The sequence below is a fragment of the Thioalkalivibrio sp. AKL9 genome (assembly GCF_000377825.1).
Classification (GTDB): Bacteria; Pseudomonadota; Gammaproteobacteria; order Ectothiorhodospirales; family Ectothiorhodospiraceae; genus Thioalkalivibrio; species Thioalkalivibrio versutus.
Window position 1 is genome coordinate 120,413 of the sequence record NZ_KB905109.1, and the last position, 26,998, is coordinate 147,410.

Annotated in this window: 26 protein-coding genes and 1 pseudogene; 11 read left to right on the forward strand and 16 right to left on the reverse strand. The window is 67.1% G+C overall.

Annotation, left to right across the window (positions count from 1 at the left end; genetic code table 11):
* The first annotated feature begins 66 nt into the window (after window positions 1–66).
* On the forward strand, window positions 67–696 hold the full coding sequence (locus tag D573_RS0108260) for a YdbL family protein (RefSeq protein WP_038039780.1): 630 nt from the start codon (window positions 67–69) through the stop codon (window positions 694–696).
* A gap of 38 nt (window positions 697–734) precedes the next feature.
* Complete coding sequence (locus D573_RS0108265) at window positions 735–2,102, forward strand: YihY/virulence factor BrkB family protein (protein WP_018938689.1); 1,368 nt, start codon at window positions 735–737, stop codon at window positions 2,100–2,102.
* Between the two features lie 19 nt (window positions 2,103–2,121).
* Here D573_RS0108265 and D573_RS0108270 read toward each other — a convergent pair whose 3' ends face one another.
* Window positions 2,122–2,553 (reverse strand): SRPBCC family protein, encoded by a 432-nt coding sequence (locus D573_RS0108270; RefSeq protein ID WP_018938690.1) that lies wholly within the window; start codon window positions 2,551–2,553, stop codon window positions 2,122–2,124.
* Between the two features lie 157 nt (window positions 2,554–2,710).
* On the opposite strand from D573_RS0108270, the gene D573_RS0108275 reads away from it, so the two are divergent.
* From D573_RS0108275 to D573_RS13800, 3 genes and pseudogenes are all read left to right on the forward strand, one after another.
* Window positions 2,711–3,169, forward strand: a complete 459-nt coding sequence (locus D573_RS0108275; RefSeq protein WP_018938691.1) for a hypothetical protein — start codon at window positions 2,711–2,713, stop codon at window positions 3,167–3,169.
* 54 nt (window positions 3,170–3,223) lie between these two features.
* Window positions 3,224–4,351: an efflux RND transporter periplasmic adaptor subunit gene (locus tag D573_RS0108280; RefSeq protein ID WP_018938692.1), complete on the forward strand. Its 1,128-nt coding sequence runs from the start codon at window positions 3,224–3,226 to the stop codon at window positions 4,349–4,351.
* A pseudogene (locus D573_RS13800) lies at window positions 4,348–7,516 on the forward strand (efflux RND transporter permease subunit). The gene D573_RS0108280 and the pseudogene D573_RS13800 overlap by 4 nt, the downstream one beginning before the upstream one ends.
* Here D573_RS13800 and D573_RS0108290 read toward each other — a convergent pair.
* From D573_RS0108290 to metG, 12 genes are all read right to left on the reverse strand, one after another.
* Window positions 7,494–7,919 (reverse strand): DUF1841 family protein, encoded by a 426-nt coding sequence (locus tag D573_RS0108290; RefSeq protein ID WP_018938693.1) that lies wholly within the window; start codon window positions 7,917–7,919, stop codon window positions 7,494–7,496. The pseudogene D573_RS13800 and the gene D573_RS0108290 overlap by 23 nt on opposite strands.
* A 29-nt stretch (window positions 7,920–7,948) precedes the next feature.
* Window positions 7,949–8,596, reverse strand: a complete 648-nt coding sequence (nth, locus tag D573_RS0108295) for an endonuclease III (RefSeq protein WP_018938694.1) — start codon at window positions 8,594–8,596, stop codon at window positions 7,949–7,951.
* 68 nt (window positions 8,597–8,664) lie between these two features.
* Window positions 8,665–9,102, reverse strand: a complete 438-nt coding sequence (locus D573_RS0108300) for a hypothetical protein (protein ID WP_018146042.1) — start codon at window positions 9,100–9,102, stop codon at window positions 8,665–8,667.
* Window positions 9,103–9,209: 107 nt separating this feature from the next.
* A complete protein-coding gene (locus D573_RS0108305; RefSeq protein ID WP_018146041.1) occupies window positions 9,210–9,911 on the reverse strand; it encodes an electron transport complex subunit E in 702 nt (233 codons plus the stop codon).
* Window positions 9,908–10,603, reverse strand: coding sequence for an electron transport complex subunit RsxG (gene rsxG, locus D573_RS0108310; RefSeq protein WP_018938695.1), 696 nt, complete (start codon window positions 10,601–10,603; stop codon window positions 9,908–9,910). The genes D573_RS0108305 and rsxG overlap by 4 nt, the downstream gene beginning before the upstream one ends.
* A complete protein-coding gene (gene rsxD, locus D573_RS0108315) occupies window positions 10,596–11,657 on the reverse strand; it encodes an electron transport complex subunit RsxD (protein WP_018938696.1) in 1,062 nt (353 codons plus the stop codon). The genes rsxG and rsxD overlap by 8 nt, the downstream gene beginning before the upstream one ends.
* Complete coding sequence (gene rsxC / locus D573_RS0108320; protein WP_018938697.1) at window positions 11,657–13,327, reverse strand: electron transport complex subunit RsxC; 1,671 nt, start codon at window positions 13,325–13,327, stop codon at window positions 11,657–11,659. The genes rsxD and rsxC overlap by 1 nt, the downstream gene beginning before the upstream one ends.
* A 32-nt stretch (window positions 13,328–13,359) precedes the next feature.
* Complete coding sequence (gene rsxB / locus D573_RS0108325; protein ID WP_018169455.1) at window positions 13,360–13,944, reverse strand: electron transport complex subunit RsxB; 585 nt, start codon at window positions 13,942–13,944, stop codon at window positions 13,360–13,362.
* Window positions 13,941–14,519, reverse strand: coding sequence for an electron transport complex subunit RsxA (rsxA, locus tag D573_RS0108330; protein WP_018146036.1), 579 nt, complete (start codon window positions 14,517–14,519; stop codon window positions 13,941–13,943). The genes rsxB and rsxA overlap by 4 nt, the downstream gene beginning before the upstream one ends.
* A 165-nt stretch (window positions 14,520–14,684) precedes the next feature.
* Window positions 14,685–15,392 carry a hypothetical protein gene (locus D573_RS0108335; RefSeq protein WP_018938698.1) on the reverse strand — a complete coding sequence of 236 codons (708 nt, stop codon included), beginning with the start codon at window positions 15,390–15,392 and terminating at the stop codon, window positions 14,685–14,687.
* Window positions 15,392–16,012 (reverse strand): methylthioribulose 1-phosphate dehydratase, encoded by a 621-nt coding sequence (gene mtnB, locus D573_RS0108340; RefSeq protein WP_018938699.1) that lies wholly within the window; start codon window positions 16,010–16,012, stop codon window positions 15,392–15,394. Before mtnB ends, D573_RS0108335 begins: the two co-directional genes overlap by 1 nt.
* A 101-nt stretch (window positions 16,013–16,113) precedes the next feature.
* Entirely contained in the window at window positions 16,114–18,153 is a 2,040-nt protein-coding gene (gene metG / locus D573_RS0108345) for a methionine--tRNA ligase (RefSeq protein WP_018938700.1), read from the reverse strand.
* A 454-nt stretch (window positions 18,154–18,607) separates the two neighbouring features.
* Here metG and apbC point away from each other — a divergent pair, with 454 nt between their 5' ends.
* The 4 genes from apbC to D573_RS0108365 all read left to right on the forward strand — a co-directional run bounded on the left by apbC (window position 18,608) and on the right by D573_RS0108365 (window position 21,544).
* Window positions 18,608–19,699 (forward strand): iron-sulfur cluster carrier protein ApbC, encoded by a 1,092-nt coding sequence (gene apbC / locus D573_RS0108350; RefSeq protein ID WP_018938701.1) that lies wholly within the window; start codon window positions 18,608–18,610, stop codon window positions 19,697–19,699.
* Between the two features lie 27 nt (window positions 19,700–19,726).
* The gene (dcd, locus tag D573_RS0108355) at window positions 19,727–20,293 is read left to right on the forward strand and encodes a dCTP deaminase (protein ID WP_018146031.1); all 567 of its coding nucleotides are present in this window, start codon (window positions 19,727–19,729) and stop codon (window positions 20,291–20,293) included.
* A gap of 31 nt (window positions 20,294–20,324) precedes the next feature.
* Window positions 20,325–21,230, forward strand: coding sequence for a carbamate kinase (locus tag D573_RS0108360; protein WP_018938702.1), 906 nt, complete (start codon window positions 20,325–20,327; stop codon window positions 21,228–21,230).
* 95 nt (window positions 21,231–21,325) lie between these two features.
* Window positions 21,326–21,544, forward strand: a complete 219-nt coding sequence (locus tag D573_RS0108365; RefSeq protein WP_026287977.1) for a hypothetical protein — start codon at window positions 21,326–21,328, stop codon at window positions 21,542–21,544.
* Between the two features lie 34 nt (window positions 21,545–21,578).
* Here the strand turns inward: D573_RS0108365 and D573_RS0108370 are convergent, their stop codons facing one another.
* From D573_RS0108370 to fnr, 3 genes are all read right to left on the reverse strand, one after another.
* Window positions 21,579–22,148 (reverse strand): DUF2058 domain-containing protein, encoded by a 570-nt coding sequence (locus D573_RS0108370; protein WP_018938704.1) that lies wholly within the window; start codon window positions 22,146–22,148, stop codon window positions 21,579–21,581.
* Between the two features lie 71 nt (window positions 22,149–22,219).
* Window positions 22,220–22,702, reverse strand: coding sequence for a DUF2390 domain-containing protein (locus D573_RS0108375; protein WP_018938705.1), 483 nt, complete (start codon window positions 22,700–22,702; stop codon window positions 22,220–22,222).
* Window positions 22,695–23,426, reverse strand: coding sequence for a fumarate/nitrate reduction transcriptional regulator Fnr (gene fnr, locus D573_RS0108380; protein WP_038034789.1), 732 nt, complete (start codon window positions 23,424–23,426; stop codon window positions 22,695–22,697). The genes D573_RS0108375 and fnr overlap by 8 nt, the downstream gene beginning before the upstream one ends.
* A gap of 290 nt (window positions 23,427–23,716) precedes the next feature.
* On the opposite strand from fnr, the gene D573_RS0108385 reads away from it, so the two are divergent.
* Both D573_RS0108385 and D573_RS0108390 read left to right on the forward strand, forming a co-directional pair.
* Window positions 23,717–24,955, forward strand: coding sequence for a cyclopropane-fatty-acyl-phospholipid synthase family protein (locus tag D573_RS0108385; protein ID WP_018938707.1), 1,239 nt, complete (start codon window positions 23,717–23,719; stop codon window positions 24,953–24,955).
* 142 nt (window positions 24,956–25,097) lie between these two features.
* Entirely contained in the window at window positions 25,098–26,996 is a 1,899-nt protein-coding gene (locus tag D573_RS0108390; RefSeq protein ID WP_018938708.1) for a hypothetical protein, read from the forward strand.
* The last annotated feature ends 2 nt before the right edge of the window (window positions 26,997–26,998 follow it).

Below are 26,998 nucleotides of genomic sequence, written 5' to 3' on the forward strand. Positions count from 1 at the left end.
GGTTCAGGATGATGGTGTAGATTGGGCACATGCGGGGTTCACCCGCCCGAACAAGGGATGACAGGCATGAAGGCTTTGTGGAGTGTTCCGGGACTGGCTCTGATGTTCGCGCTGCTCGCGGGCTGCGTGACCATCAATATCTACTTCCCCACCGCAGCGGCGGAGGAGGCGGCGCGCGCCATCGTGCGGGATGCGCTGCAGGTGCCCGAGGCCGAGCCGGCACCGGAGCCCGAGTCCGGTGTGCAGCTGCATCCGTCGGAGCCGCGCCACACGGGCACGACGAGCGCCGCGCCGGTGCTCGTGTGGGTGCTGGAACGCCTGGTGAGCCCGGCCGCCGCGCAGAGCCCGGACCTGCAGATCGAGACCCCGGCCATTAACCGCATCCGGGCCTCGCTGCGCGAGCGGGGGCCGCAGCTGGCACCGCATTTCCGCAGCGGTGCGATCGGTTTCGGTAACAATGCGGATGTGGTGATCCGCGATCTCTCCGAGGTTCCGCTGCGCGATCGCAGCACCGTGCAGCGACTGGTCAGCGAGGAGAACTCGGATCGGGATTCGCTCTACCGCGAGATCGCCCGGGCCAATGACCGTCCGGACTGGGAACGCCAGATCCGCGAGACCTTTGCTCGCGTCTGGGTGGAAGAGGCCCCCTCGGGTTACTGGTACCAGGACGGCAACGGCCAGTGGCAGCAGAAGTAACGGCGCGTGAGGGAACCCCCCATCCACGGGAGTGATGCGTGGCCGGCATAGCCTGGGCCGAGCGCCTGGATGCCCGGCGCCGCCAGTTGACCGAGCTGGTCAATGACACGGATCTTTCGGCGTTGCCGCGCTGGAAGGCCGTCCCGCTCGGGATGGTACGCGGTGTCTTCGCGCTGGTGCGCGAGGTCTCCGAGGGGCAGCTGACGCTGCGCGCGATGAGCCTGGTGTTCACCACCCTGTTGTCGATGGTGCCGCTGCTGGCGCTGTCATTCTCGGTGCTCAAGGCCTTTGGTGCCCACAACGCGGTGGAACCATTCTTGCTGGGCGTGCTCGAGCCGCTGGGCGAGCAGGGGGTGGAGATTGCCCACAATGTGCTCGAGTTTGTCGACAATATGCGCGTGGGCGTGCTCGGGTTCGTGGGTCTGCTGTTCCTGGTCTACACGGTCATCGCACTGGTGCAGAAGATCGAGCTGGCCTTCAACGCCATCTGGCGGGTGGAGAACAACCGCAGCCTGGCCCAGCGCTTCTCCAACTACCTGTCGGTGATCCTGATCGGTCCGGTCCTGGTGGTTTCCGCCCTGGGGGTGACCGCCACCGTGATGTCGTCGGCGGCGATGCAGACGGTCGCCGGGATCGGGCCCGTCGGTATGCTGATCACCGAGATCTCGCGGCTGGTGCCCTATCTCCTGATCATCGCCGCCTTTGCCTTTATCTATGTGTTTGTGCCGAACACCCGGGTGAAGGTGATCCCGGCGCTGCTCGGGGCCGTGGTGGCCGGGTTGCTGTGGCAGAGCGTTGGCTGGGTGTTCGCCAACATGGTGGCGGGTTCGACCCGCTATGCGGCGATCTACTCCAGCTTCGCGATCATGATCATGCTGCTGATCTGGCTCTATCTCGCCTGGCTGATCCTGCTGATCGGGGCGAACGTCGCCTTCTTCGTGCAGCACCCGGAATACATGAACGTGCGCGGTATCCGCCTGCGCTTGTCCGGCGCGGGGCGCGAGCGCATGGGCCTGCACCTGATGCAGCAGGTCGGACTGCGCTTCCATGACGGGCATCCGGCGCCGACGCTGGACGAGGTCGCCGCGGCGCTGGCCGTCCCGGGCAATGCCCTGGGAGGCTCCGCGCGCCGGCTGGAGGAGGCCGGGCTGTTGCTGAAGGCGGGCGAGGACGGGCAGCAGCTGGTCCCGGCGCGGGATCTCGACGCCATCCGTGTGGACGAGATCCTGGAGGCCCTGCGCGCGGACACCGACGACCGCGCGATCCGCCGCTTGCGTGGCAGTGCGGCGGTGGAGCGGACCCTGAAGGACGTCGATGTGGCGCGGCGGGAGCGTCTGGATGGACGCACCCTGCGCGATCTATTGAACGAGGCTGCCGGCGATTCCGGGGCGGTGGAAACCGCCTGACGGCTCGCCTGCAGGGCCGTCAGGCGCGTGGCGCCTGGGCATCCAGGCGCTGCTGGGCGCGGTCCATCAGCTGCCCCGATACGCGCTCCACCAGCGACTGGGCGACGCGTCGCACGGCGGCATCCAGGATCGGATTCAGCTTGTACTCCAGTTCGAAGTCCACCCGCGTATGGCCCTCGCCATCGGGGGTCAGCCGGTAACTGCCGCGATTGTGAATCCCGCGGATGGACCGCCAGGCGAAGTGTTCGGGGGCGATGGCGCTGCAGACTTCGACGTCGAAGCCCATGCGCATGCCGGCGGCGCGAATGGTCCAGCGGTAGCAGTCATCGCCCAGTCGCTCGATATGTTCCACGTGGTCGCACAGGTCCACGAAATTGGGGACGTGGCTCAGGAGCTCGAAGACCCGATCCGGCTCGGCGCGCAGGGAGGTGGAGTGGCTGATCGTTCGCATGGCGGATTCGTCTTCGCTGGCGGCTCTTTGGACTAAGAGCCTGGCGCGGGTTCGGGGTTCCACGCAAGCGTGGGTCGGATCGGTTTCCACCGGCTTGTCGCATCCGGGGTGGGGGCCTACGATGTTCGCTTACGCTGGCGACCCCCGGATGCCCTTGATGTCCACCGCGCAACAATGTCCCGAACTCGACTTCCTGCAACGATTCGAGGCCGGGTCCACCGGCATCCTGTACTGGGAGCAGCTGGACCAACTGTGGGAGCGTCTGCGCGCGCGCGCAGACGCCGGATGGTACGTCTATGCGGTGGGCGACGACGTCCCGGATCAGCCGGTGCCGGAGGAGACCTTCCGGCGTTTCGTGGACGAAGTCGACGCCCTCTTGCGGCGTGATCACGACGAGGATTACTGCGGGATCGTGTACGTCGATGACCGCGAGCATCCGGAGTTCGTGAAGATCTTCGATCCCAACAACCTCGGCTCCAGCTGTGGCTCCTCCGGGCTCCGGGTCCTGCCGGGCTGGGTCGTGTCGCGGGTGCCGCCGGTGGATCTCGAGGTCGCGGTGCCCCCCACCGGCAGTCGCCGGCGCTGGTGGCAGCGGCTGTTCGGTGGTGCACAGTGAGACCAGGGGCCGGGTTGCTGGTGCGGTTCGTCCGGGCGCGGCTGGAAGCGTAGCGTGAGCGGGTCTGTCTGGCATCGCCTGCGCGCCCAGTCCCGGTTGTTCATCGCCCTGGGCATTCTGATCCTCGTGGTGGTCTGGATCGTCTCCGGGATGCTCGGGCGCGAGACGGAGGAGGCGCCGCGGGCAAGCGATCCCCAGCCCATGGCGGTGGCGGTAACGGCGCTCACGGCCGAGCCGGTAGAGCGTTTGCTGGTGCTGCAGGGGCGGGTAGAACCGGATCTGCGAGTAATGGTGCGGGCGGAGACCGAAGGCCAGGTCGCGGAGTGGGCCGTGGCCCGCGGGGCGCGGGTGGATGTGGGGGATGAACTCGCGAACCTGCGCATGGATGATCGCGAGGCGCGGCGGCGGCAGGCGATTGCCCGGTTGCGCGGGGCGGAGAGCGAATACGAGGCGGCCCAGCGCCTGCACGACCAGGGCCATGTCTCGCGTACCCAACTGGAGGCCCGCGAGGCGGAGCGCGAGGCCGCACGGGCCGAGCTCGAGGCAGTCGAGCTGGATATCCGCAACACGCGGATCGTCGCACCCGTCGCGGGGATCGTGAATCAGCGCCTGGCGGATCGCGGCGGCTTCGTCAGTCGCGGCGATCCGGTGGCGGAGGTGGTCGACAACGACCCGCTCCTGGCGGTGGTGCATGTCCCCCAGCACCAGATCGGGCGGGTCGAGCCGGGCCAGCCGGCGCGGATCCGTTTTCTCGATCGACGGCGTGCCGAGGGCGAGGTGCGGTTTGTTTCGCGCGTGGCCGAATCGGGCACGCAGACCTTTCGCGTCGAGATTGCCGTGCCGAACCCGGACGAGGCCCTGCCGTCGGGTATCAGTGCCGGCGTCGAGATCCCGACCGCCGTGGTGCGGGCGCACAAGCTGTCCCCGGCCTGGATGGGGCTGGATGACGCCGGGCGTGTGGGCGTGAAGACGGTCGACGCGGCGGATCGGGTGGTGTTCCACGCCGTAGAGGTGATCCGGGCCGCGGCCGATGGCGTCTGGGTGACCGGCCTGCCCGAAACGGCACGGGTGATCACCATCGGCCACGGTTTCGTGACCGATGGCGAGCGGGTGCGCCCGCAAGCGGCGCAGGCGGACCCCGGGGCGGCGGTGCCGGAATCGGTGGACGGGGCGGCGCCGTGAGGTCCCTGATCGCCTGGGCGGTGGCACATGCCCGGACGGTACTGCTTTTTCTTCTGTTGATCCTGGTGCTGGGGGCGACCGCCTACCACATCGTGCCCAAGGAGGCGGCACCGGAGATTGATGTGCCGATCTTCTTTGTCTCGGTGCCGTATCCCGGGGTCAGCCCGGAAGACGCCGAGCGCTTGATGCTGCGTCCGCTGGAGCGCGAGCTGCAGGCATTGGCCGGGGTGGACGAGATGCAGTCCTGGGCGGGCGAGGGTTTTGCCCTGGTGCGTCTGGACTTCGAGCCGGGCTGGGACAATCGTCAGGCGCTGTCGGACCTGCGCGAGGAGGTCGACCAGGTGCGTCCCGAGCTGCCGGCGGGTGCAGAGGAGCCGAGCGTCTCCGAGGTCGATCTGTCGCTGTTTCCGGTGCTGACGCTGAATCTCTCCGGGCCGCTGGACGAGCGGGCGCTGGTGCGCCTGGCGCGCGAGCTGCGCGACCGGGTCGAGGCGATCCCCGGGGTGCTGGAGGCGGATGTCGGCGGGGATCGCGAGGAGCAGATGGAGGTCCTGGTCGATCCCCTGGTGCTGGAGACCTATTGAACTGTCCTTCAGCGAACTGACCCGCGCGATCGAGCGCAACAACCGGCTGGTGGCGGCCGGCGCGCTGGACACCGGGGCCGGGCGTATTCCGCTGCGCGTGCCGGGCACCATTGATGATGTCGACGACGTGCTGGACACCGCGATCCGCGTGGAGGGCGATGCGGTGGTGCGGGTGCGCGATGTCGCGGAGGTACGTCAGACCTACCGCGACCCCGAGGGCTTCACCCGCATCGATGGTCAGCCTTCGGTGTCCCTGGAAATCCGCAAGGCGTCGGAGGCCAATGTCCTCGAGGTGGTCGCGGCCGCCCGTGCGACCATCGAGGCTGCCCGCGCCGACTGGCCGGAAGCCGTGGAGGTGACCTATCTGCAGGACATGGCGCGGGATGTGGGTGACCTGCTGGGGGACCTGGAGAACAGCGTGATCACCGCGATGCTGATCGTGGCGCTGGTGATCCTGGCGATGATGGGGGCGCGGGCGGCGCTGCTGGTGGGAATGGCGATTCCCGGGGCCTTCCTCGGCGGCATCCTGGTGATCTACCTGATGGGTTTCACACTGAACGTGGTGGTGCTGTTCGGCCTGATCCTGGTTGTGGGCATGCTGGTGGACGGTGCCGTGGTGGTCGTGGAGCTGGCGGATCGCTACGTGGCCGAGGGTATGGCCCGGGCGGATGCATTCCGCGCGGCCGCCCAGCGCATGGCCTGGCCCATCACAACGGCCATTGGGACCACGCTGGCGGTGTTCGCGCCCATGCTGCTGTGGCCCGGCATGGTCGGCGAGTTCATCGTCTACCTGCCGGCCACCGTGATCGTGACCCTGATCGCCTCGCTGGCGATGGCACTGGTCTTTATCCCGGCGCTGGGTGCCGTGATCGGGCAGAGTCGGCCGATCAACGCCGCGCAGACGCGCTACGTGCGCGCGGCGGAGGAGGGACGCTACGACGAACTGCAGGGGATTACGCGTGCCTATATCCACCTGCTGCAATCCCTGGTGCGGCATCCCGGCTGGACGCTGGCGGGGACGGTCGCGGTGGTCGTGGTGGCCTACGCGCTGTATGCCACGCAGGGCCGGGGTGTGGAGTTCTTCCCGCAGGTCGAGCCTGACTTCGTGCAGGTCCAGGTGCAGGCACGCGGCGATCTCTCGGTATGGGAGGCGGATGCCCTGGTCCGCCAGGTGGAGGGCACTCTGCACGGCGTACCCGAGATCCGCCACGTCTACGCGCGCACCATTGGGACCCAGCTGGGCCGTCTGCAGGGCGACTATGCCGAGGACGTGATCGGGGTGATCCAGCTGGAACTGATTGGCTGGCGGCAGCGGCCACCGGCGGAGTCGATCATCGAAGACCTGCGCCGGCGGACCGCGGACCTGCCGGGGATTCGCCTGCAGTTCCGCGCCCAGGAACGTGGACCGAGCGAGGGTCGTCCGATCGTGCTCGAAGCCGCCAGCGCCGACCCCGAGCGGATCGCACCCGTGATCCGGCAGCTGCGCGCCGAAATGGACGTCCTCGGCGGGTTCGTGGACGTGACCGACGACCTGCCCCTGCCCGGGGTGGAGCTGGAGGTGCGCTTTGACCGTGAACAGGCGGCTCGCTTCGGGGTTGATGTCCCGTTGCTGGGCGAGGGCGTGCAATTGGTCACCAGCGGGATCTTGCTGGGAACCTACCGTCCGGACTACAGCGACGAGGAGGTTGATATCCGCTTGCGCTTGCCGGCCGCGCAGCGCCATCTTCAGCAGCTGGCGGGCCTGAACCTGCCGGGGGCCACCGGGCTGGTGCCGCTGGCCCATTTCGCCGAGCTGGTGCCGGTGCCGGCGACCGGCCTGATCAAGCGCCGCGATGGCCAGCGTGCGTACACCCTGGAGGCGGATGCGGGCCCCGGCTATCTGGTAGACGAGCGCCAGCGTGCGCTCGAAGGCCGGACGGCCGACCTGGAGCTGGACGCCGAGGTGCAGCTGCGCTTTCGCGGTCAGGCCGAGGAGCAGGCCGAGGCCACGAACTTCCTGCTGGGGGCGTTCGGGCTGTCGCTGTTCCTGATGCTCGTGATGATGGTGACCCAGTTCAATCGCTTCTCCCAGGCCTTTCTGGTGCTCTCGGCCATCGTGTTTTCCACCGCCGGGGTGCTGCTGGCGTTGCTTCTGCGCGGGGAGCCCTTCGGTATCGTGATGAGCGGGATCGGCGTGCTGGCGCTGGCGGGGATCGTGGTGAACAACAACATCGTGCTGATCGATACCTACAACGAGCAGCGCAGGCTTGGGCTGGATGCGATGGAGGCCGTCCTGCGCGCGGCCGCGCAGCGGATGCGGCCGGTGCTGTTGACGGCGATCACGACCATCCTCGGCCTGTTGCCGATGGTGCTGGCGTGGACGGTGGACTTTGCCGGGCGGGACTTCTACGTCGGCGCGCCGGTCACCGGGTTCTGGGTCCAGCTGGCGACGGCCATCGCCGGAGGGCTGTTGTTTGCGACTCCGCTGACCCTGCTGTTTACGCCCGCCATGCTGGTATTGCTGGACCGCTGGGGTCTGGACCGACGGCCGGTATCGGTGGGCGGGTCGGGTTCCGCGGTCAGCGGCTCGCCAGGCGCTTGATGCACTCGAGGTAGGCGTTCTCGTCGGGCGCGGCGTTGCTGCGCTGGGCTTCCCACAGGATCTGGCCCAGGCACTCCATCATCCGGTGCTCGGCATCCATGACGCCAAAGCGGGCGCACAGGCCCTGGTGCAGCTGGCGGGTGCCGGCCGGGCGGTCGGTGCGGGCCTGGTCGCGCAGGCTCAGGTGCATCGCCATGTGCAGGAAGGGATTGGAGGTGCCGAGTTCGGGCGGGAACTCGCCGGTCAGCGCGGTCTCGCGGTCCTTCAGGTACTCGTGGTACTCGGGGTGGTCCGAGATCACGTCCACCAGCTGCTGTTCCAGGTCGGTCAGGGGCTCGCCGGCCAGCGCCTTCTGCCAGGCGTCGACGAACTGGGTGCGGATCTGGTCGCGGTTACCGTACATGGGATGTTCCTTGAAGGGGACAGGTTCGTTCAGGCGCCGACCGGGGCAGGCGTCTTCGCCTTGTATTCGCACAGGTCCGCGATCGGGCAGCGCCAGCACTCCGGTTTGCGCGCCTTGCAGACGTAGCGCCCGTGCAGGATCAGCCAGTGATGGGCATCCTGCAAGTAGGCCTTCGGGGTCAGGCGCATCAGGCGCTTTTCCACCTCCAGCACCGTCTTGCCCGGGGCCAGGCCGGTGCGGTTGGCGACCCGGAAGATGTGGGTGTCCACCGCGATGGTGGGGACGCCGAAGGCGGTGTTGAGGATGACGTTCGCGGTCTTGCGCCCGACGCCGGGCAGGGCCTCCAGCGACTCGCGGTCACGGGGGACCTCGCCGCCGTGGCGCTCGACCAGCATGCGGCAGGTCTTCATTACATTCTCGGCCTTGGCGTTGTACAGGCCGATGGTCTTGATGTGTTCCTTGAGGCCGTCGAGGCCCAGCTCGAGGATCGCCTCGGGCGTGTTGGCGACCGGGTAGAGGCGGCGGGTGGCCTTGTTGACGCCGACATCCGTGGCCTGGGCGGACAGGATGACCGCGATCAGCAGTTCAAACGGGGTGGCGTAGTCGAGCTCGGTGGTCGGCTCGGGATTCGCCGCCTTCAGGCGCTCGAAGATGGCTTCACGCTTCGCGGCATTCATGGATGCGGGGGGGCTCCAAACAAACCGGCCCCGCTTCGCGGGGCCGGCAACTCGCGTAGTGACGTTGCTCAGACGTGGCGGAAGAGGCCGACATCCGGCGCGGCGTCGCGCGGGTTGGACTCGGCTTCCTTCTCCAGGTCCTTGATCAGCTTGGCGTGCTTTTCTTCGATGTCGTGCATCGCCTTTTCGTCCATCTTCGGGAAGATGACGTCACGGATGAACGAACCCAGCTCGTCCAGGCAGCTCGGCCAGTACTTGTCGTTCAAGTGGAACGCATGGTGGGCATGGGTGCCCATCGGGTAGCTGTCGAACTTGCGGATCATGGTGTAGGACAGGTCGCTGTCCTTCTCGACAAAGTCCTTGGCGAAGTCGTACCACCACTTGTAGTACTTCTCCTGGAGCTCGTCGTTGAACCCGTGGTTCTCGAAAAAGGCGGCGATCGTGCCGCGCGGGGCGAGGCCGTAGCGCGTGCCGCGCTTGCCAGCAAACGGGAAGTGTCCAGCCATGCCAATCTCCTGGGACGTTTGAATGTCCGGGGCGGTGGCCCCGGTAGAACGGATTCGTGGCGCCGGAAGTTTACCGGCTGACAGCCAGGAATCAAGGCCGGAGCCGATCAGGCGTTGTCGGGGCTCGCCTCGGTTGCGGTCGCGGTCTCGTCGCCGGTGGGGCTCGGTTCCGCTTCGAACTGGCTGTCGATCCAGTTCTTGGCGGCGATCAGCAGGCCCATGGCCATGAAGGCGCCGGGGGGCAGCAGGGCCAGCAGGAAGCCGTGCTCGGACGGGTAGAGCTGTAGGGTCATGCCGTGGCCCCAGTCGCCGAACAGCAGGTGGGCGTTGGCCATCAGGGTGCCCTGGCCGAGCACCTCGCGCAGGGCACCCAGGGCAATCAGCACGCCGGTGAAGCCCAGTCCCATCATCAGTCCGTCCAGCGCGGCGCGCGGAACCGAGTTGCGCGAGGCGAAGGCCTCGGCGCGGCCGATGATGGCGCAGTTGGTCACGATCAGCGGGATGAAGATGCCGAGGATCAGGTACAGCCCGTGAAACCAGGCGTTCATCGCCAGTTCGATCGCGGTGACGATGGAGGCAATGATCAGCACGTACACCGGGATGCGGATCTCCGGGCGCGCATGGTCACGGATCAGCGAGACCAGCACGTTCGACAACAGCAGGGTCAGGGTGGTCGCGATGCCGAGGCCGATCGCGTTGACCATGGTCCCGGAGATCGCCAGCAGCGGACACAGTCCCAGCAGCTGCACCAGCCCGGGGTTGTTGTGCCACAGGCCGTCGCGAATGATGTCGGTCAGGGTCGGGTTCATCGGCTTGCCTCGTCGTCCCCGTTGGTCTCGCTGGTCGGGAGCGGTTCCGTGACGGAGCCGGTTTCCTCGGGCCGGGTCGCCAGCAATTCGTCACGGTGATGGTCGAAGTATTCCAGCGTGCGATAGACGGCGCGAACCACCGCACGCGGGGTAATGGTGGCCCCGGTGAACTGGTCGAAGACCCCGCCGTCCTTGCGCACGTGCCAGCCCTCGGCCGGTGGGTTGCCCAGCGAGCGCCCGTCGAAGCCGCGGATCCAGTCGGAGCGCTCGGCCTCGATGGCATCGCCCAGGCCCGGGGTCTCGCGGTGCGCGGAGACCCGCACGCCCTGGAGTTCGCCGTCGCGGTCGACGCCGATCAGCAGGTGGATATTGCCACTGTAGCCGTCCGGGGCGATCGCGGAGAAGACGATGCCGACCACCTCGTCCTCGGCATCGCGGGCGAACCAGACCGGCAGGGGACCTCCACCCAGCAGATCGTGGTTCAGATCGATGGTGTCGTGGACGGGGTCGTTGCGGTAGTCGAGTTCCCCGGTCAGCTCCGCGATGCGGTTGCGATTGACCGCCATGCGGTTCTCCGCGATGCGCGCCTCGGTGGAGTCCTGTACCAGGGCGACGATGCCGGCCCCGGCGGCGGCAAACCCAGCGAGCAGGGCGGTCGCCAGCAGGATGTCCCGTGGCTTCAGGTTACCCATGGCCGTCCCCCGGTGGCGGTCCGCGGCGCTCGCGCCCGAAGATGCGCGGGCGCGTCAGGTGGTCCAGGGTCGGGGCGACCATGTTCATCAACAGTACGGCGAAGGCGACCGCATCCGGGTAGCCGCCCCAGGTGCGGATGACGAAGATCAGCACGCCGATGCCGGCCCCGTAGAGGATGCGCCCCAGCGGAGTGGTGGAGGCGGACACCGGGTCGGTGGCAATGAAGAAGGCGCCAATGATCACCGCGCCGCTGAATACATGGAAGGCCGGCGAGGCGAAGGAGTCCGGGTCCAGCATCCAGAAGAAGCCGGCCGGGATCGCCACGCCCAGGATCACCGCCACCGGGATGTGCCAGTGGATGATCCGCCGGAACAACAGGTACAGCCCGCCGAGCAGGAAGAAATTGCCGATCCACTCCCAGCTGGTTTCGCTGAAGGTGCCGAACAGCGGGCTGGTGGTGATCTCGTTGACCGTGCGCCCGGCGCCCAGGCCCTCGCGCATCGCATCCAGCGGTGTGGCGCGGGTGATGGCATCCCAGTCCATGGCGGCCGGCAGGCTGCCGGTGAGGACCGTCTGCAGCGTCTGCCCGAGGCCCAGCGACATCTCGGACAGGGTGTCCGGGGCCGGCCACAGGGCCATTTCGCGCGGGAACGAGACCAGTACCACCACGTAGCCGACCATCGCCGGGTTGAACGGGTTGTAGCCCAGCCCGCCATACAGGTGCTTGGCGACGATGATGGCGAAGGCGATGCCGATCAGGGTGACCCAGACGGGTGTGAGCGGCGGTACCGCCAGCGCGAACAGCCAGCCGGTGACGATCGCCGAGTTGTCGCCCAGCGTGGCCATCACCGGGCGCTTGCGGGCGGCGACGATCGCGGCCTCGAAGGCCACCGCGAACAGCACCGCCAGGACCACATTGACCAGTACGCCCCAGCCGAAGAACCAGGCCATCGCGAGGGTGCCGGGCACCAGCGCCATCAGGACCTGCTGCATGACCCCGCCCACCGAGTGGGCCGGGATCATGTGCGGCGAGGATTCGGTGCGAAAGCGCATCAGCGGTTGCCCGTGTCCGTGGAATCGCGTTCGCCGGATTGGGCGGGTTCGGTGTGCGTCTCGGGGGTGGCGGCCGCCTTGTCCGCTTGCTCGGTCGCCGCGCCCTCGACGGCGTCCCCGGCCTTGGCGGCCTTGCGCGCTCGGGCGCGCTCGAGCGCGGCCTGAATGGCGGCCTGTTTGTCGCTGTTTTCGTTACTGTCGCCGTCGGCGCTGCTGTCTTTCTTCTTGAGCGCGGCCTTCTTCTTGGCCATGCGTTCGGCCTTTTCGCGTTCCTCGCGCTCGATGCGTTCCTGGCGGAACTCGTAGCGTTCGCGCGCGATATCCGACTTCTGGCGCTCCTTCTCGCGCGCCCAGATCTCGTTCTTGGCATAGCGGTAGTACTGCACCAGCGGGATGTTGCTGGGGCAGACATGCGCGCAGCAGCCACATTCGATGCAGTCGAACAGGCCGTAGTCCTGGGTCGCGTCGAAGTCCTTGGCCCTGGCCTGCCAGTACAGCTGCTGCGGCAGCAGTTGCGCCGGGCAGACGGCCGCGCACTCGCCGCAGCGGATGCAGGGCATCAGCGGGCCGGGTGCGGGCGTGTCCTGCGGACGGGTCGCCAGCAGGCAGTTGGTTCCCTTGATGACCGGGATGGCGTCATCATGGACCGAGAAGCCCATCATCGGGCCGCCCATCACCAGGCGGTCCACGCCCTCGGCATAGCCACCGGCGGCGGCGATCACATCGGCGAACGGGGTCCCCAGCAGGGCCTCGACATTGCGCGGATGCTGCACGCCCGGCCCGGTGACGGTGACGATGCGCGACAGTAGCGGGCGACCCTGGATCACCGCATCGCAGACCGCCTTGAAGGTACCCGGGTTGTTGCAGATCATCCCGATATCCGCCGGCAGGCCGCCGCTGGGGACCTCCTGGCCGGTGAGGACCTTGATCAGCTGGCGCTCGCCGCCGGTGGGATAGATGGATGGCACCGAGACCAACTGGACCCGCTCGCGCAGTTCGCCGGGGAGGGTCTCGGTCAGTGCCCGCATGGCCTCCGGCATGTTGTCTTCCACCGCGAACAGTACGCGCTCCACACCCAGCAGGTGGGCGACGATGCGGATGCCCTCGAATACCGCCTCGGGGGCGCTGCGCAGCAGCGAGTCGTCGGCGCTGATGTAGGGTTCGCACTCGGCCCCGTTCACGATCAGCGTGTGGATGCGCTGGCCGGCGCGCGGATTGAGCTTGACCGCGGTAGGAAAGGCCGCCCCGCCCAGTCCGACGATCCCGGCATCGCGAATGCGTTGGCGCAGCTTGCGCGGGTCGCGGGTGTCCCAGTCCAGCCAGGGCTCCATGCGGGTTTCGCCCCAGTCGTCGCGGCCATCGCTTTGGATGGTTATGCAGGGGGCGCTGAGGCCCGAAGGGTGGGGTACCGCGTGGTCGGCGATCTCCACCACCTCGCCGGAGGTGGGGGCATGCACGTGGGCTGCGATATAGCCCTTGGACTGGCCAATCCGCTGGCCCTTGGTCACATGGTTCCCGACCGCCACGCAGGGCTCCGCCGCCTCGCCGATATGCTGGCCCAGGGGGACGATCAGCCGGGACGGCACGCCCATCACCAGCACCGGGTCGCGGGTGCTGGCGTCGGTCTCTTCGGCCAGTTTCAGGCCCCCATGGAAGCGATGCAGCTGCATAAGCGTATTCTAACGGTTCGCGGGCATCCGGCTCAGCCGGGCTGCCGCGAACCGTCCGCGATGACGTGGATGGGCCGTTCGATCGGCGAAGGGTCCGGCTCCGACCAGCGCCATTCGGTGATGTCGGTGCCGACCGGGACCATGGTGATGCAGTCCACCGGGCAGGGCTCGATGCACAGCTCGCAGCCGGTGCATTCTTCCTCGATCACGGTGTGCATCTGCTTGGCAGCCCCGAGAATTGCGTCCACCGGGCAGGCCTGGATGCACAGGGTGCAGCCGATGCAGATGTTCTCGTCGATGATGGCGACGGCCTTCTCCTGCTCTTCTTCCTCCAGCGGTGTGGGCTCGCGGTCGAGCAGGTCCGCGAGGGCACGCACGGTCGCCTGGCCGCCGGGCGGACAGCGGTTGATGTCCGCCTCGCCCGCGGCGATGGCCTCGGCGTACGGGCGGCAGCCGGGATACGAGCACTGGCCGCACTGGGTCTGCGGCAGCAGGGCATCGATCTGATCGACGACTGGATCCGCCTCCACGCGAAAGCGCTGCGCGGCGAAGCCCAGGATCACCCCGAAAACGGCGGCCAGGCCGCCGATCGCGAGGATGGCGTACAGCACGCTCACAGCCGAACCAGCCCGGAGAAGCCCATGAACCCCAGCGACATCAGCCCGGCGGTGATCATGGCGATCGCGCTGCCGCGGAACATCACCGGTACGTCGGCCACCGCGATCCGCTCGCGGATGGCGGAGAACAGGATCAGGACCAGCGAGAAACCGACCGCGGCGCCGAAGCCGTACAGGGCCGACTCGACGAAGTTGTGCGCCTCCTGGACGTTCAGCAGGGCGACGCCCAGCACCGCGCAATTGGTGGTGATCAGAGGCAGGAAGATGCCCAGCACGTTGTACAGCAGGGGCGAGGTCTTGCGCACCACCAGCTCGGTGAACTGCACCACGGCGGCGATCACGAGGATGAAGGCGATGGTGCGCAGGTACTCCAGCCCGAGCGGGAGCAGCAGGTATTCGTTGATCACGTAGGAGCTGACCGCGGACAACGTCAGCACGAAGGTCGTGGCCAGGCCCATGCCGGTGGCCGTCTCGACCTTGCGTGAGACCCCCATGAACGGGCACAGGCCCAGAAACTTCACCAGTACGAAGTTGTTCACGAGGATCGTACTGATGAGTATCAGGACGTATTCCACGTTAAATCCGAGTCGTCAGGTCAACAATACAGTATCCGGGAGTGGTACAGCGTACTCAACCCCGAGGGCTTCGTGGGTACCCGCTTTCTGCGGGTTGACCCCGTCTTTGGGCGGCTTCCAGGTGTGCGGCGGACAACCTTCTTGTCAGCGGTCCTGAGTAAGAGACTAGTTGCCCTGCGCGCCCGCGGGCATGAGCGAGGTCAAGGGCCGTACCGGATGCGCGTCCTGCGCATTCGGGTCGGCCTCGGGCCGGGCGGTCATTAGCCAGGCCTGGTGCGCGCAATCGAGCTCGTCGCCACGCGCGGACAGGACCAGCACCGTCTCGGGCGTGCGGCCGATCTCTTCCGCCAGACGGCGGTAACTGCCGGCATCCCGCCGGCCCCCGATCCGGGTATCGAACAGCCCGTCCAGGCACTCTTCCACTTCCGGGTGCGGGCTGTGGCGCAGCCAGTCGCGCTGCACCGGGGCCGGGGCTGCGCCGAAACTGTAGAGGGCGACGCCGGCCGCGTGCAGGCGCACTAGGGCTTCGGCTGTGGCCGCGTCCAGTTGCGGCTGCAGCGCGCCGGCCTCCAGCGCGTCCGCCCAGACCATGCCCTGCAGTTGGCGCACCGGGGTAATGTCCTGGCCGCCGCGAATCCAGGCGCGGATCTGGGCGAGCAGGCCATCCGCGTCCAGCTCGCGCCCGGAGTAGGCGAGGATATCCGCCAGGGTGCGCTGTACCGCGGTGGACTCCGCGTGACGCTCGAGGAAGCCGGGCAGCGCCTCTTGGGCATGTGGCTCCAGTGTCTCGCGCAGCACGCCGGATGGGGCAAGGATCCCTTCGAAGGCCAGGATAATGGCCTGAGGCGCCGAATGCGCGGCAGAGGCGGCCATTACACGACGAGCTGGCGGGCCAGCGTCTCGCATTCGAACATGAACTCGAAGGCTTCGGTTCGCTGCATCGCCAGTTCTACGGTCTGACCCCAGGTGTAGAGGCCGTGCCCGTTGATCAGATACCCGGCGAGCTCCGGATTGCGCGTCATGGCGGCGTCGACCTGGGCGGCCAGCTGCTGCATGTCCGGGTGATTGGCAAACACCGGGATCTGGAGGCCGCGCGAGGGGTGTTCGCAACCCGGGAGTTCGCGCAGGGCCTCGTAATCGCGCAGCAGCAGCGTCCCGGCGACCTGGCGCGAAAGCACCGTGCCGTGGACGCTGTGCGTGTGCAGCACGGCTCCCAGCTTGGGGTCGTGGCGGTACATGATGATGTGCAGGAAGGTCTCGGGCCCGGGGTCTCCGCTGCCGGAGATCAGGTGGCCTTCCAGATCGACGACCATGAAGTCGTGCGCATCCAGCAGATCCTTGCCGCGCCCGGGAGCGGTAATGACAATGTGCTGATCATCCAGGCGCGCGGAGAAGTGCCCGGTGCGCGCGGGGAGCCAACCGCGTTCCGCGAGTTCGCGTCCGGCGTCGGCCAGCAGGCGGACCTGTGCTTTGAATTCGGGGCTTTGTTCCATGCGTCCGGGGACCGAGAAAAGAGCGGCAGCTTACGCGAGCAACGGGCGCAAATCCATGGGCCGCGGGTGTTCTGCGTAAATCGCGCCGCCGGGGGCGAGCACTACTTGACGCGCATGCCGGGCCGGGCGCCGTCATCCGGATTCAGGATGTACAGCTCCGAGCCGCCCGGGCCGGCGGCCAGCACCATGCCCTCGGAGACGCCGAAGCGCATCTTGCGCGGGGCCAGGTTGGCGACCATCACGGTATGCCGACCGATCAAGGCCTCCGGCGCGTAGGCGGACTTGATGCCGGCGAATACCTGGCGCGTCTCGTCGCCGATGTCCAGGGTCAGCTTCAGCAGCTTGTCCGCGCCCTCGACGTGTTCGGCGTTGGCGATGCGCGCGATGCGCAGATCCACCTGGGCGAAGGTGTCGAAGTCGATGGTCGCGGCGATCGGGTCCACGTTCGCCTCCGGGGCGGCGTTGTCGGTGGCACTGGATGCCTCGGTCGCGGCCAGGGTGGCCTTCGACGCCTCCAGCAGCTTGTCGATGGTCTCCGCTTCGATGCGGGTCATCAGCGGCTTGAATTTCTGGATGCTGCGTCCGACCAGCGGCGCGCGGCTGGCCCAGCGGGTGTCTTCCAGATTCAGGAACTCGGCGGCGTCGGCGGCGAGCTTTGGCAGCACCGGGGCGAGATAGACGATCAGGATCCGGAACAGGTCCAGCCCCTGGGTGTTGATCGCCTGGACCTCTGCCTCGCGGCCCTCCTGCTTCGCCAGGACCCAGGGTTGGGCCTCGTCGATGTACTGGTTGGCCTGGTCGGCCAGGGCCATGATGCGGCGCATCGCCTGGGCGAATTCGCGCTTCTCGAACGCCTCGGCAATCACCTCGCCCTCGGCAACGAAGGCCTCGTGCAGGTCGGGCCGCGGGAGTTCCGCGGCCAGTTCGCCGTTGGAGCGCTTGTTGATGAAACCGGCGCAACGGCTGGCGATGTTGACCACCTTGCCGACCAGGTCCGAGTTCACGCGCTGCACGAAGTCTTCGAAATTCAGGTCCAGGTCGTCGACGCTGTCGCCTAGCTTGGCGGCCAGGTAGTAGCGCAGGGATTCCGGGTTCAGGTGCTCCAGGTAGTCGCGGGCGCGAATGAAGGTGCCGCGCGACTTGGACATCTTCTGCCCGTTGACGGTCAGGAAGCCGTGGCAGAACACCGCCGAGGGGGTGCGATAGCCCGCACCGTGCAGCATGGCCGGCCAGAACAGGGTGTGGAAGTAGGCGATGTCCTTGCCGATGAAGTGATACAGCTCGGCGTCGGAGTCCGCGCCCCACCAGGCGTCGAAGTCCAGCCCCTGCTGCGCGGCGTAGGCGCGAAAGCTCGCCATGTAGCCGATCGGTGCGTCGAGCCAGACGTAGAAGTACTTGCCCGGCGCATCGGGGATCTCGAAGCCGAAGTAGGGTTTGTCGCGGGAGATGTCCCAGTCACTGAGACCGGTGTCGAACCACTCGTCCAGCTTGTTGCGGATCGCGTCCTGCAGGCGTCCGGAGCGGGTCCATTCGCGCAGGAAGGCCTCGAAGTCGCCGAGCTTGAAGAAGTAGTGCTCGGAGGCGCGCGACTCCGGGCGCGCACCGCTGATCGCGGAGACCGGGTCCTTCAGGTCCAGCGGGCTGTAGGTCGCGCCGCAGGCCTCGCAGGAATCGCCGTACTGTTCCGCGGCGCCGCATTTGGGGCAGGTGCCCTTGATGAAGCGGTCCGGCAGGAACATCCCGGCCTCGGGGTCATAGGCCTGGTCGATGGTGCGGGTCTCGATATGTCCGGCATCGCGCAGCGCGGTGTAGATCTGCCCGGCCAGCTCGCGGTTCTCGTCCGAATGGGTGGAGTGGTAGTGGTCGAACCCGATGCGGAATTCGGCGAAGTCGGCCTCGTGCTCCTGGCGCACGCGGGCGATCAGTTCTTCCGGCTCGATGCCCTCGGCGCGCGCCTTGAGCATGATCGGCGTGCCGTGGGCGTCGTCCGCGCAGACATAGATGACCTCGTGACCGCGCGAACGCTGGAAGCGCACCCAGATATCGGTCTGGATGTACTCCACCAGGTGGCCCAGGTGGATCGGGCCGTTGGCGTAGGGCAGGGCGCTGGTGACGAGGATCTTGCGCGGGGTATCGGTCATTGCTTGGCTCGTTTGGGTGGCACCGGGCGCGGGTGCAGGGGCGCTATTGTCGGGTTTGGATCGCGGGTTGTCGAGGCGTGCCAAGGGCTCCGGCATGTTGTCCACAGAAGTTGTGGATAACTCTGTGGGCAACCCGGTGGAATCGGTCGCCAGGCCTTGCCACACAAGGCCGCATGACAAATTGGTTAAAAAACGACCAACACATAATAAGTCAGGGAAAACAGTATCTTGAAGAACAATGGTGCAGCGACTTAGATGCTTGTTCGCCTATCTTGGCCGATGTTCCCTATCTTCAGGCCCTTTGTGCATAAAACCGTCGCAAGGGCCTTGACACCTGCCTTGATTCGCGCCTGGGGGGCTACGGAAAGGACGGGTGGCTCGTGGTGCCATTGGCGTGGTGCACCGAGGCCAGTAGAATCGCGCGATCACTCCCAACATCGGATGCCACGTACCCATGGCCGAACTCGCGCGAGAGCAGATCGAAAACGCCCTGAAGACCGTTCAGGACAAGTACCTCGAGCAGGACCTGGTCGCCGCCGGCGAGGTCCGGGACATTCGCGTGGACGGTGCCCGTGCCGCGATCGATATCCAGATGGGGTATTCCGCTGCTGGGTACCACGACGAGCTGCGCGCCGCCATTCAGGGTGCACTGGCGGGTGTGGCCGGGCTCGAGTCCTCCGAGGTCACCATCAGCACGAAGGTCACGACCCACGCGGTGCAGAAGAGCCTGAAGCCGATGGCGGGGAGCAAGAACATCATCGCCGTGGCTTCCGGCAAGGGCGGGGTGGGCAAGTCCACGACCGCGGTCAACCTGGCGCTGGCCCTGGTCGCCGAGGGCGCACAGGTCGGTATCCTGGATGCCGACATCTATGGCCCCAGCCAGCCGCGCATGCTGGGGATCAAGGACAAGCCGGAATCCAAGGACGGCAAGAGCATGGAGCCGCTGGAGCGCCACGGCGTGCAGGCGATGTCCATTGGTTTCCTGATCGACGAGGACACGCCAATGATCTGGCGTGGCCCGATGGTTACCCAGGCGCTGGAGCAGCTCCTGAACGAGACCAACTGGAAGGAGCTGGACTACCTGATCATCGACCTGCCGCCGGGCACCGGTGACATCCAGCTCACCCTGTCGCAGAAGATCCCGGTCTCCGGTTCGGTGATCGTGACCACGCCGCAGGACATCGCGTTGCTGGATGCGCGCAAGGGCCTGCGCATGTTCGAGAAGGTCGAGGTGCCGGTGCTCGGCATCATCGAGAACATGAGCATCCACATCTGCTCGAAGTGCGGCCACGAGGAATACATCTTCGGTCAGGGCGGCGCCGAGGGCATGGCAGAGGAATACGGCGTGGATCTGCTGGGTGCCCTGCCGCTGGACATCCGCATCCGCGAGCAGGCGGACGGTGGCGAACCCACCGTGGTCGCCGACCCGGAGGGCCGCATCACGGAGATCTACCGCGAGATCGCACGGCGCACGGGTGCCAAGCTGGCCGAGCAGTCCAAGGACTACAGCAGCAAATTCCCCAACATCGTGATCCAGGACAACTGATCCGGTGCGCCACCAGGGACAGGGCCAATGAGCATCAAGGCGGACCGCTGGATTCGGGAGATGGCCGAGACGAAGGGCATGATCGAGCCCTTCGAGCCCGGCCAGATCCGCTACCGCGACGAGCAGCGGATCGTGTCCTACGGGACCTCGAGCTACGGCTATGACGTGCGGTGCTCCGATCACTTCAAGATCTTCACCAACATCAACTCCAGCATTGTCGACCCCAAGGGCTTCGACGAGGGCAGTTTCGTGGACGTGCAGTCGGACTGCTGCATTATCCCGCCGAACTCCTTTGCCCTGGCGCATACGGTCGAGTACTTCCGCATCCCGCGCGATGTGCTGACCATCTGTCTGGGCAAGTCGACCTACGCGCGCTGCGGCATCATCGTGAACGTGACCCCACTGGAGCCCGAGTGGGAGGGCCACGTGACGCTGGAGTTCTCCAACACCACGCCGCTGCCCGCCAAGATCTACGCCAACGAGGGCGTGGCGCAGATGCTGTTCCTGCAGTCCGACGAGGTCTGCGAGACCTCCTACAAGGACCGCGGTGGCAAATACCAGGGCCAGCGCGGCGTCACGCTTCCGCGCACCTGACCCAACCCTTCAAGTACGGAGTAGGCCCGCCATGCGTATCGTGATCGCGCTGGGCGGCAACGCCCTGCTGCAACGCGGCGAGACCCCCTCGGCCGAGGCCCAGCAGCACAACGCCCAGCGTGCGGCGGCAGCCATCGCGGCCGTGGCGCGCGAGCACGAGGTGGTCGTCACCCACGGCAACGGGCCCCAGGTGGGGTTGCTCGCCAATCAGGCGGAATGCGATCGCATCGCCTGGCCGCTGGATGTGGTCGGGGCCGAGAGCCACGGCATGATCGGCTACATCCTGGCGCGGGAGCTGCATAACGCGCTGGGCCATGACCGGGTGGCGAGTCTGCTCACCCAGACCGAGGTCGACCCGAACGACCCCGCCTTCGACCACCCGGAAAAGTTCATTGGCCCGACCTGGGACGCGGCCCGCGCCCGCGCGCTGGCCGACGAGCGCGGCTGGCACGTGGCACCAGACGGCGAGGGCTGGCGGCGGGTGGTGGCGTCGCCGGAGCCGCAACGCCTGCTGGGTATGGAGGCCGTCCGCAGTCTCGTGGATGGCGGGTCGGTGGCGATCTGTGCCGGGGGCGGCGGCGTACCGGTCGCGCGTGACGGCGACGGGCGTCTACACGGCATCGAGGCCGTGGTGGACAAGGACCTGACGGCCGCGCGCCTGGCCGCGCATGTCGGGGCGGACAGGTTGTTGATGCTGACCGATGTCGACGGCGTCTACATGGACTGGGGCACACCGGACGCCCGGCGCCTGAAGGCGCTTCTGGTTACGGCCGTGGAGCCGGCGGCGTACCCGGGCGGTTCCATGGGGCCCAAGATGGAGGCTGCACGGCGCGCTGCCCAGGGCGGCATTCGGGTTGGGATCGGTTCGCTGGAGGACGCCGCGGCTATCCTGGCCGGGCAGGCGGGGACCCGGATCCTGCCGGTGGGCGCCGCCTGAAGCCCTTGCCGGAACCCCCGCCTGTTACACTCGATGTTGCACGCCCGCCGCAGAGTTTGCAGGCTTCGAGTACACATGGATCAAGAGTGAAGATGATGCGAGAGATTCAGCGAGCCGCCCCCCTGGTGATCGGTCTGACGGCCGTGGGTCTGCTGGCGCTAGGCTGCGGCAGCGGCGAGCCGGAGGAGTCGGCCGGCCCCGCCCAGGGCCTGGAGCAGGGCGGCATCACGCCGCAGGACATGTCCAGTGACGAGGCGCGGCGCCCGCAGCAAAGCGGCATGCCCGCCGCGGACGTGAAGCGCGCAACCGACTGATTGGATCGCTGGCCTGCGGGGATTCCCCTGCGGGTCACCACATGAGGTCGTCGGGTACCACGTAGTCCTTGTATGGGTCGTCCGGGGCGGGTTCCGATCCGGTTTCGTCCTCGGCGGGGATGACCAGTGGCCATTCCGGATCGCGCTCGCGGATGCGGTCGGCGGTCTCGCGCGGGATGACCCGGAACCCCTTTTCCGGGCGCACATCCAGGCCGGCAAGCGCGGCGCGGCCGTCGGCCAGGCGCTTTTGCAGGTCGGCGGTCACCGGGAGGTGGCGGATCTGCCCGCCCTGCTGGAAGTGATAATCCAGCGCGGAATCGCCGGTGGGAATCGGCGCCAGGTGGGTGCTGACCAGTTCGCGGATTTGCGCGTGGCGGGCCCGGCGTTCGGCACGTTCCTGCTGTTCGCGGTTCTTCTGTCGCGAACGCTCGGCCTGCTCGGCCTTGCGCGCCTCGGCCACGCCCGGGTCCGGACCCGTGTTGCGGTCCTTCTTCTTCTTCGCGTTCCCCTTCTGGGCCTTGTGCTTTTGCGACTTGGCCTGGCGAACCTGTTTTTCGTCGACCAGCCCCGTTTTCAGGAGCTGGCTGCGCAGATCATCCGACATGAATCCTGCCGTGTTCGGTCAATGTGCGGGGAGGATAGCCGGAATGCGGCCTTGCGTGCACCACGTGCTGTTCAGGCGGCCGTGAACTCGCGCAATCCGTCGCGGATCTCGGCGTCCGGCAGGTCGGGGAACAGGGTGTGCAATCGGCGCTGGCGGTCGATGGCGAATGCGGGGGTGGTCTGCGGCGCCACGCGCCGGGCCTCCGCGAGCAGTTGCAGGCCGGCGAGCCGCTCGCTTTGAAGCTCCAGTGCCAGCACCTCGCGGTAGAGCGCGTTGCGCTCGGGGGTGTGGAGCCGCCGGCGCAGTGCGCGGAGGCGTTCGGTGGAGGATGACTGCCAGCGCCGGGCCGTTTGCCGCAGTACGCGCCATTGCGAGGGTCCGAGGGGCTGCGGGTACCACAGGGCAAACAACGCCAGCATCACGTCCACGCCAAATTCGTCCTGCCAGCGCATCAGACGTTCGCGAGCGGTGCGATCGACCCACAGTGCGTCGGCGAATGCCCAGAAGGCGTCGAAGTCCGTGGCCGGCTCCGGGGTGTCCCCGGCTTCAGGCACTGCTCGCGGCGGAGGTGAAGGTGACCCCGGCCGTGTTGCGCAGGCCGTCGGGCTGGAGGATCTCCAGGTCCCGGGTGTGCAGGTTGATTACGCCCTGGTTGCGCAGCTGAGTAAACAACCGGCTGATGGTTTCCTGGGTCAGGCCCAGGTGGTTGGCGATGTCTGCCCGGGACATGGGCAGGTAGAACCGTTCGGGGGACAGGCCGCGGGCGCGATGACGCTCCGACAGGGCGATCAGGAAGGTCGCCAGACGCTGCTCCGCGGTACGTTGGCCGAGCAAGGCGTGCAGGCTTTCGTCCTGGGCCAGTTCCTGGCTCATCACGCTCATCATGTGCTGGCGGAAGGTTGGCAGGCGGCCGGCGAGGTCGTCGACATGCCCGTAGGGCACGGCGCAGACGCTGGTGGACTCCAGCGCAATGGCACTGACCGGATGCTTGCCGGAGTGGATCGCGTCCAGCCCCAGGAGGTCGCCGGCCAGCGCGAAGCCGGTGATCTGTTCGGTCCCGTCATCGGAGATCAGCACCGTTTTCAGTGCCCCGGTGCGGACCGCGTACAGCGCTTCGAACTTGGTCCCCATGGTGAACAGGGGCGCACCCTTGGCGATCGGCCGGCGTTGCTGGACGATTTGGTCGAGTTGCCAGAGTTCATCCTGGGGCAGGCCCATAGGCAGGCAGAGCTGGCGGAGGGTGCAGTGCTGGCAGGCTTGAGTGGGTCGTAGCGTCATGGGTGCAGGGTAGCCGTTTTTTCGACGTTGGGGAAAGCGATTTTCGGGGTATGCCATCGGGGGCGGGAATGCGGTACTGTCCCCAAGAGTTGTAGGCGATTACAGAAGGTTTTGCCGTCGGTCAGGGGGTCGCGCCCCGAGATGACTCGGGGTCCCCTCCCTCCGACGGCTGCGTGGACAATGCGGGCCATCGGTAATTAGACTGAGTCTAAAGTCTGCGGCGTGGTCAGGGTCGGCATTACGCGTGGGGGCTGAGAGACCCGACTGCCAGAACAAGGACAGGGGGAGCGATGATCGAGCGGTTACTGGAGCAATACATACGCTACGGGACCTTCGTGCTGCGGCATCCGGATGGCCGTGAGCAGCGTTTCGGGAACGGCGCGCCGGAAGTCACCATGCAGGTGCATGACAAGGCGGCGTTGCGCAAGATTGGGCGCGACCCGGGCTTCCAGCTGGGCGAGACCTACATGGACGGCCTGTGGTCGCCCGGCCCCGAGGGCCTGCAGGTGTTCCTCGACGTGGCCATGCGCAACTTCGCGCCGATGTTCAAGCAGCGGGTCAACCCTGCAGTGCGCATGCTGCGGGCCCTGATCGAGCAGGGCAACAAGGTGGCGCGCTGCTACCAGAACATCGCCCATCACTACGACGTCGATGAGTGGCTTTATCGTCAGTTCCTGGACGAGGGCATGTTCTACAGCTGCGCCTATTTCGAGCGCCCGGACATGACGCTGGAAGAGGCGCAGCAGGCCAAGTGCGCAATGCTGCGCAAGAAGCTGATGCTGGAGCCGGGGATGCGCGTGCTCGACATCGGTTGCGGCTGGGGCGGTCTGGCCTTCCATCTCGCCGAGCATGCCGACGTGCAGGTAGACGGCGTGACGCTGTCGAAGGAGCAGCTGCGGGTTGCCCGTGACGAGGCCAAGCGTCGGGGGCTCGAGGATCGAGTGCGGTTTCTCTATCAGGACTACCGCGAACACGACGACCAGTACGACCGCATTGTCAGCGTCGGCATGTTCGAGCATGTGGGCACGCCCAACTACGAGACGTTCTTCCGGCGCGTACATGATCTGCTGAAGCCGGAAGGCATCGCGGTGCTGCACACCATCGGGCGGCAGGAACCACCGGGTACCTCCAACCCCTGGCTGAGCAAGTACATCTTTCCGGGCGGGTATACGCCGGCCCTGTCCGAGGTGATGGGCGCGCTGGAGCCCACGCCGCTGTGCACCACCGATATCGAGTTCTGGCGCCTGCATTACGCCGAGACGCTGGCCGAGTGGTATCGCCGCTTCCAGACGGTGCGGGCCGAGGCCGTCGAACGCTTCGATGAGCGTTTCTGCCGCATGTGGGAGTTCTACCTGGCCAGTTGCGAGGGCACCTTCCGCTGGTGGGATCAGGTGGTGTTCCACGTGCAGATGGCCAAGCAGCAGGATGCGGTGCCGCTGACCCGCGATTACCTCTATCGGGACGATGCCCCCGAAGTGATCTCCACACCGCCCGGGAAGGCCCGGGCACAGCGCAGCGACGCCGCCTGAAGGCGAGGCGAGGCGAGGGGAGCGATCCGGGGCCGATCCCGAAAGTACTGCAAAACTCGGGCGAACCGAACGCGCATTCCCTACACTAGTGGTCACGTTGCGGCCATGCCGGCGGTAACCACCCATTCCGGAGCAGGGGCGCGTGTTCGGTCGCTTTCGTAAACGCAGGGAGGCACAGGGCCAGGAAAGCCCGCAGGCCGGCGGACCGTCACAGGAACATGTCCTGATCGAGGCGGCCGGGCGCAGCCGCATTACCGAGGTGGCCGCCACCGCGCGGCGTGTTCCCTGGTCGCTGAACTTCCTGCAGTTGCTGTGGGCCGCCGGGCCAGTCACGTTCCTGGCGATGCAGGGCGGCTACTTCCTCGGTTTCGGCCATGCCGCCCCGGCACAGAACTTCATCTTCTTTGCCGTTTACACCCTGCTGTTCGGGGTCATCGGCCTGGTCGCGCGCTTCGTCGCGGATGCCACACGGGGCAAGCGCCAGGAGCGCTCGCGCGATCAGCTGCGCAACACCATCGACTTGCTGCCGGATCTGCTGTTCGTCACCCGCGACCTGGCGATGGGCGAGATGACCCCGGACATGCGTCGGCGCAAGGCAGCCCAAGTCCTGCTGCACGAAGTGGATATCGCCCCCGAGGCCGTGGCGGTCGCGGTGCGCGAGATGACCGGCGATGCCAGCCTGGCGGCCGCCGCGGAGCAGATCGAGATTTATCGTCGCCTGGGTCTGCGCTCGCGCGTCGCGGATCTGGTGGATGCGACCGAGGACTCCCGGCTCGCGGCCCTGGAGAAGCTGCATCACGAGGCGCCGGAGGTTGCGGACCTCCTGCGCGACCGCCTGCGGGGCGTGGCGCCAACCCAGGAGGACGGTGTGCGCCGGGTGGATCAGTTCCTGGATCGACTGTTCTCCGCCGCGGACGCCGATGACCTGGCGCGCTGCACCCTCGACGACGTACAAGCGATCTTTGTCCTCGCCTTCGAGTTGGTGAACGGACGCCAGATCAAGCGGCTGAGCTTCGAATGGTCGGGGGGCTGGCAGCTCGGGGCGGCCCTGGACCGCCTCGAATCCCAGGGCAACCGCTTCCGTGTGGCTCAGGCCGGGGTAGTCAGCCGCCTGCGCTCGCTCGGCATCCTGCTATCCCAGCACGAGGCGTCGGGCCTGGATCCACAGGCCCTGCGCGAGCCGATCGTCAGTCTGGGACGTCAGGTGCTGGAGGCGCTGCAGCGACTGGAGGATCTCGAACCTCCGGAAAATTCCGCGGATGGGCAGCTCCTCGGTCTTGCGCTGCGCCGAGTCGAGGACCTGCGTGAGGCGCGCGACCACCTGATGCAGTCGCAAAGCCGCTACACCAACGCGGTGGAACGCTGGGAGGCCCTGCGTCGGGCGCAGGTGGAGAAGCGCGGCGAGAAGCGCTGGTTCAAACGCAGCGTGCGCGGCATCCGGGTGAGCGAGGAGCTGATCGAACTGACCGACGACCAGAAGCTGAAACTGGCCAGCCACTTCTGCTCTTTCCTCAAGGAACTCAAGATCGAGCGCGAGGGTGACCTGTTTTACTTTGGCGGCTCGGCACTGGATGCGGAGACCGCCAAGCGGATCGGGATCCAGCTCGCCTTGATCATGGAGCCGCTGGTGGATCTTACGAATCCCAGTATCCAGCGCGCGATCTATGCCAACCCCGCGGCCTATCTGGGCGGGCTCTACGTGGGCATGAGCGCGGATGCCAAGGCAGGCCTGGGCTCGGCCATGGTGCGCAAGGTCCGGCAGGATCTCGGGCGCATGGCCGAGTGGCTGGCGCTGCGCCTCACGCGCATCTACAACCTGCCACTGAGTGACTCCATGCGCGATTTTCTGGTCAGCCACTATGGGGCCAATCGCGAGCGCCTGGAGATGCTGGCGACCCATACCGGGGACGAGTCGCACCCGGTGGCGCTGCGTGCCGAGCGCTCGCCTGAGTTCGACGCCATGCTGCAGGACAAGGCTTGGGGGCTGCTGCTCAAGCGCGGGACCCGCTACCTGTACGCGGAGGAACGGCGCCGCCGCTGATC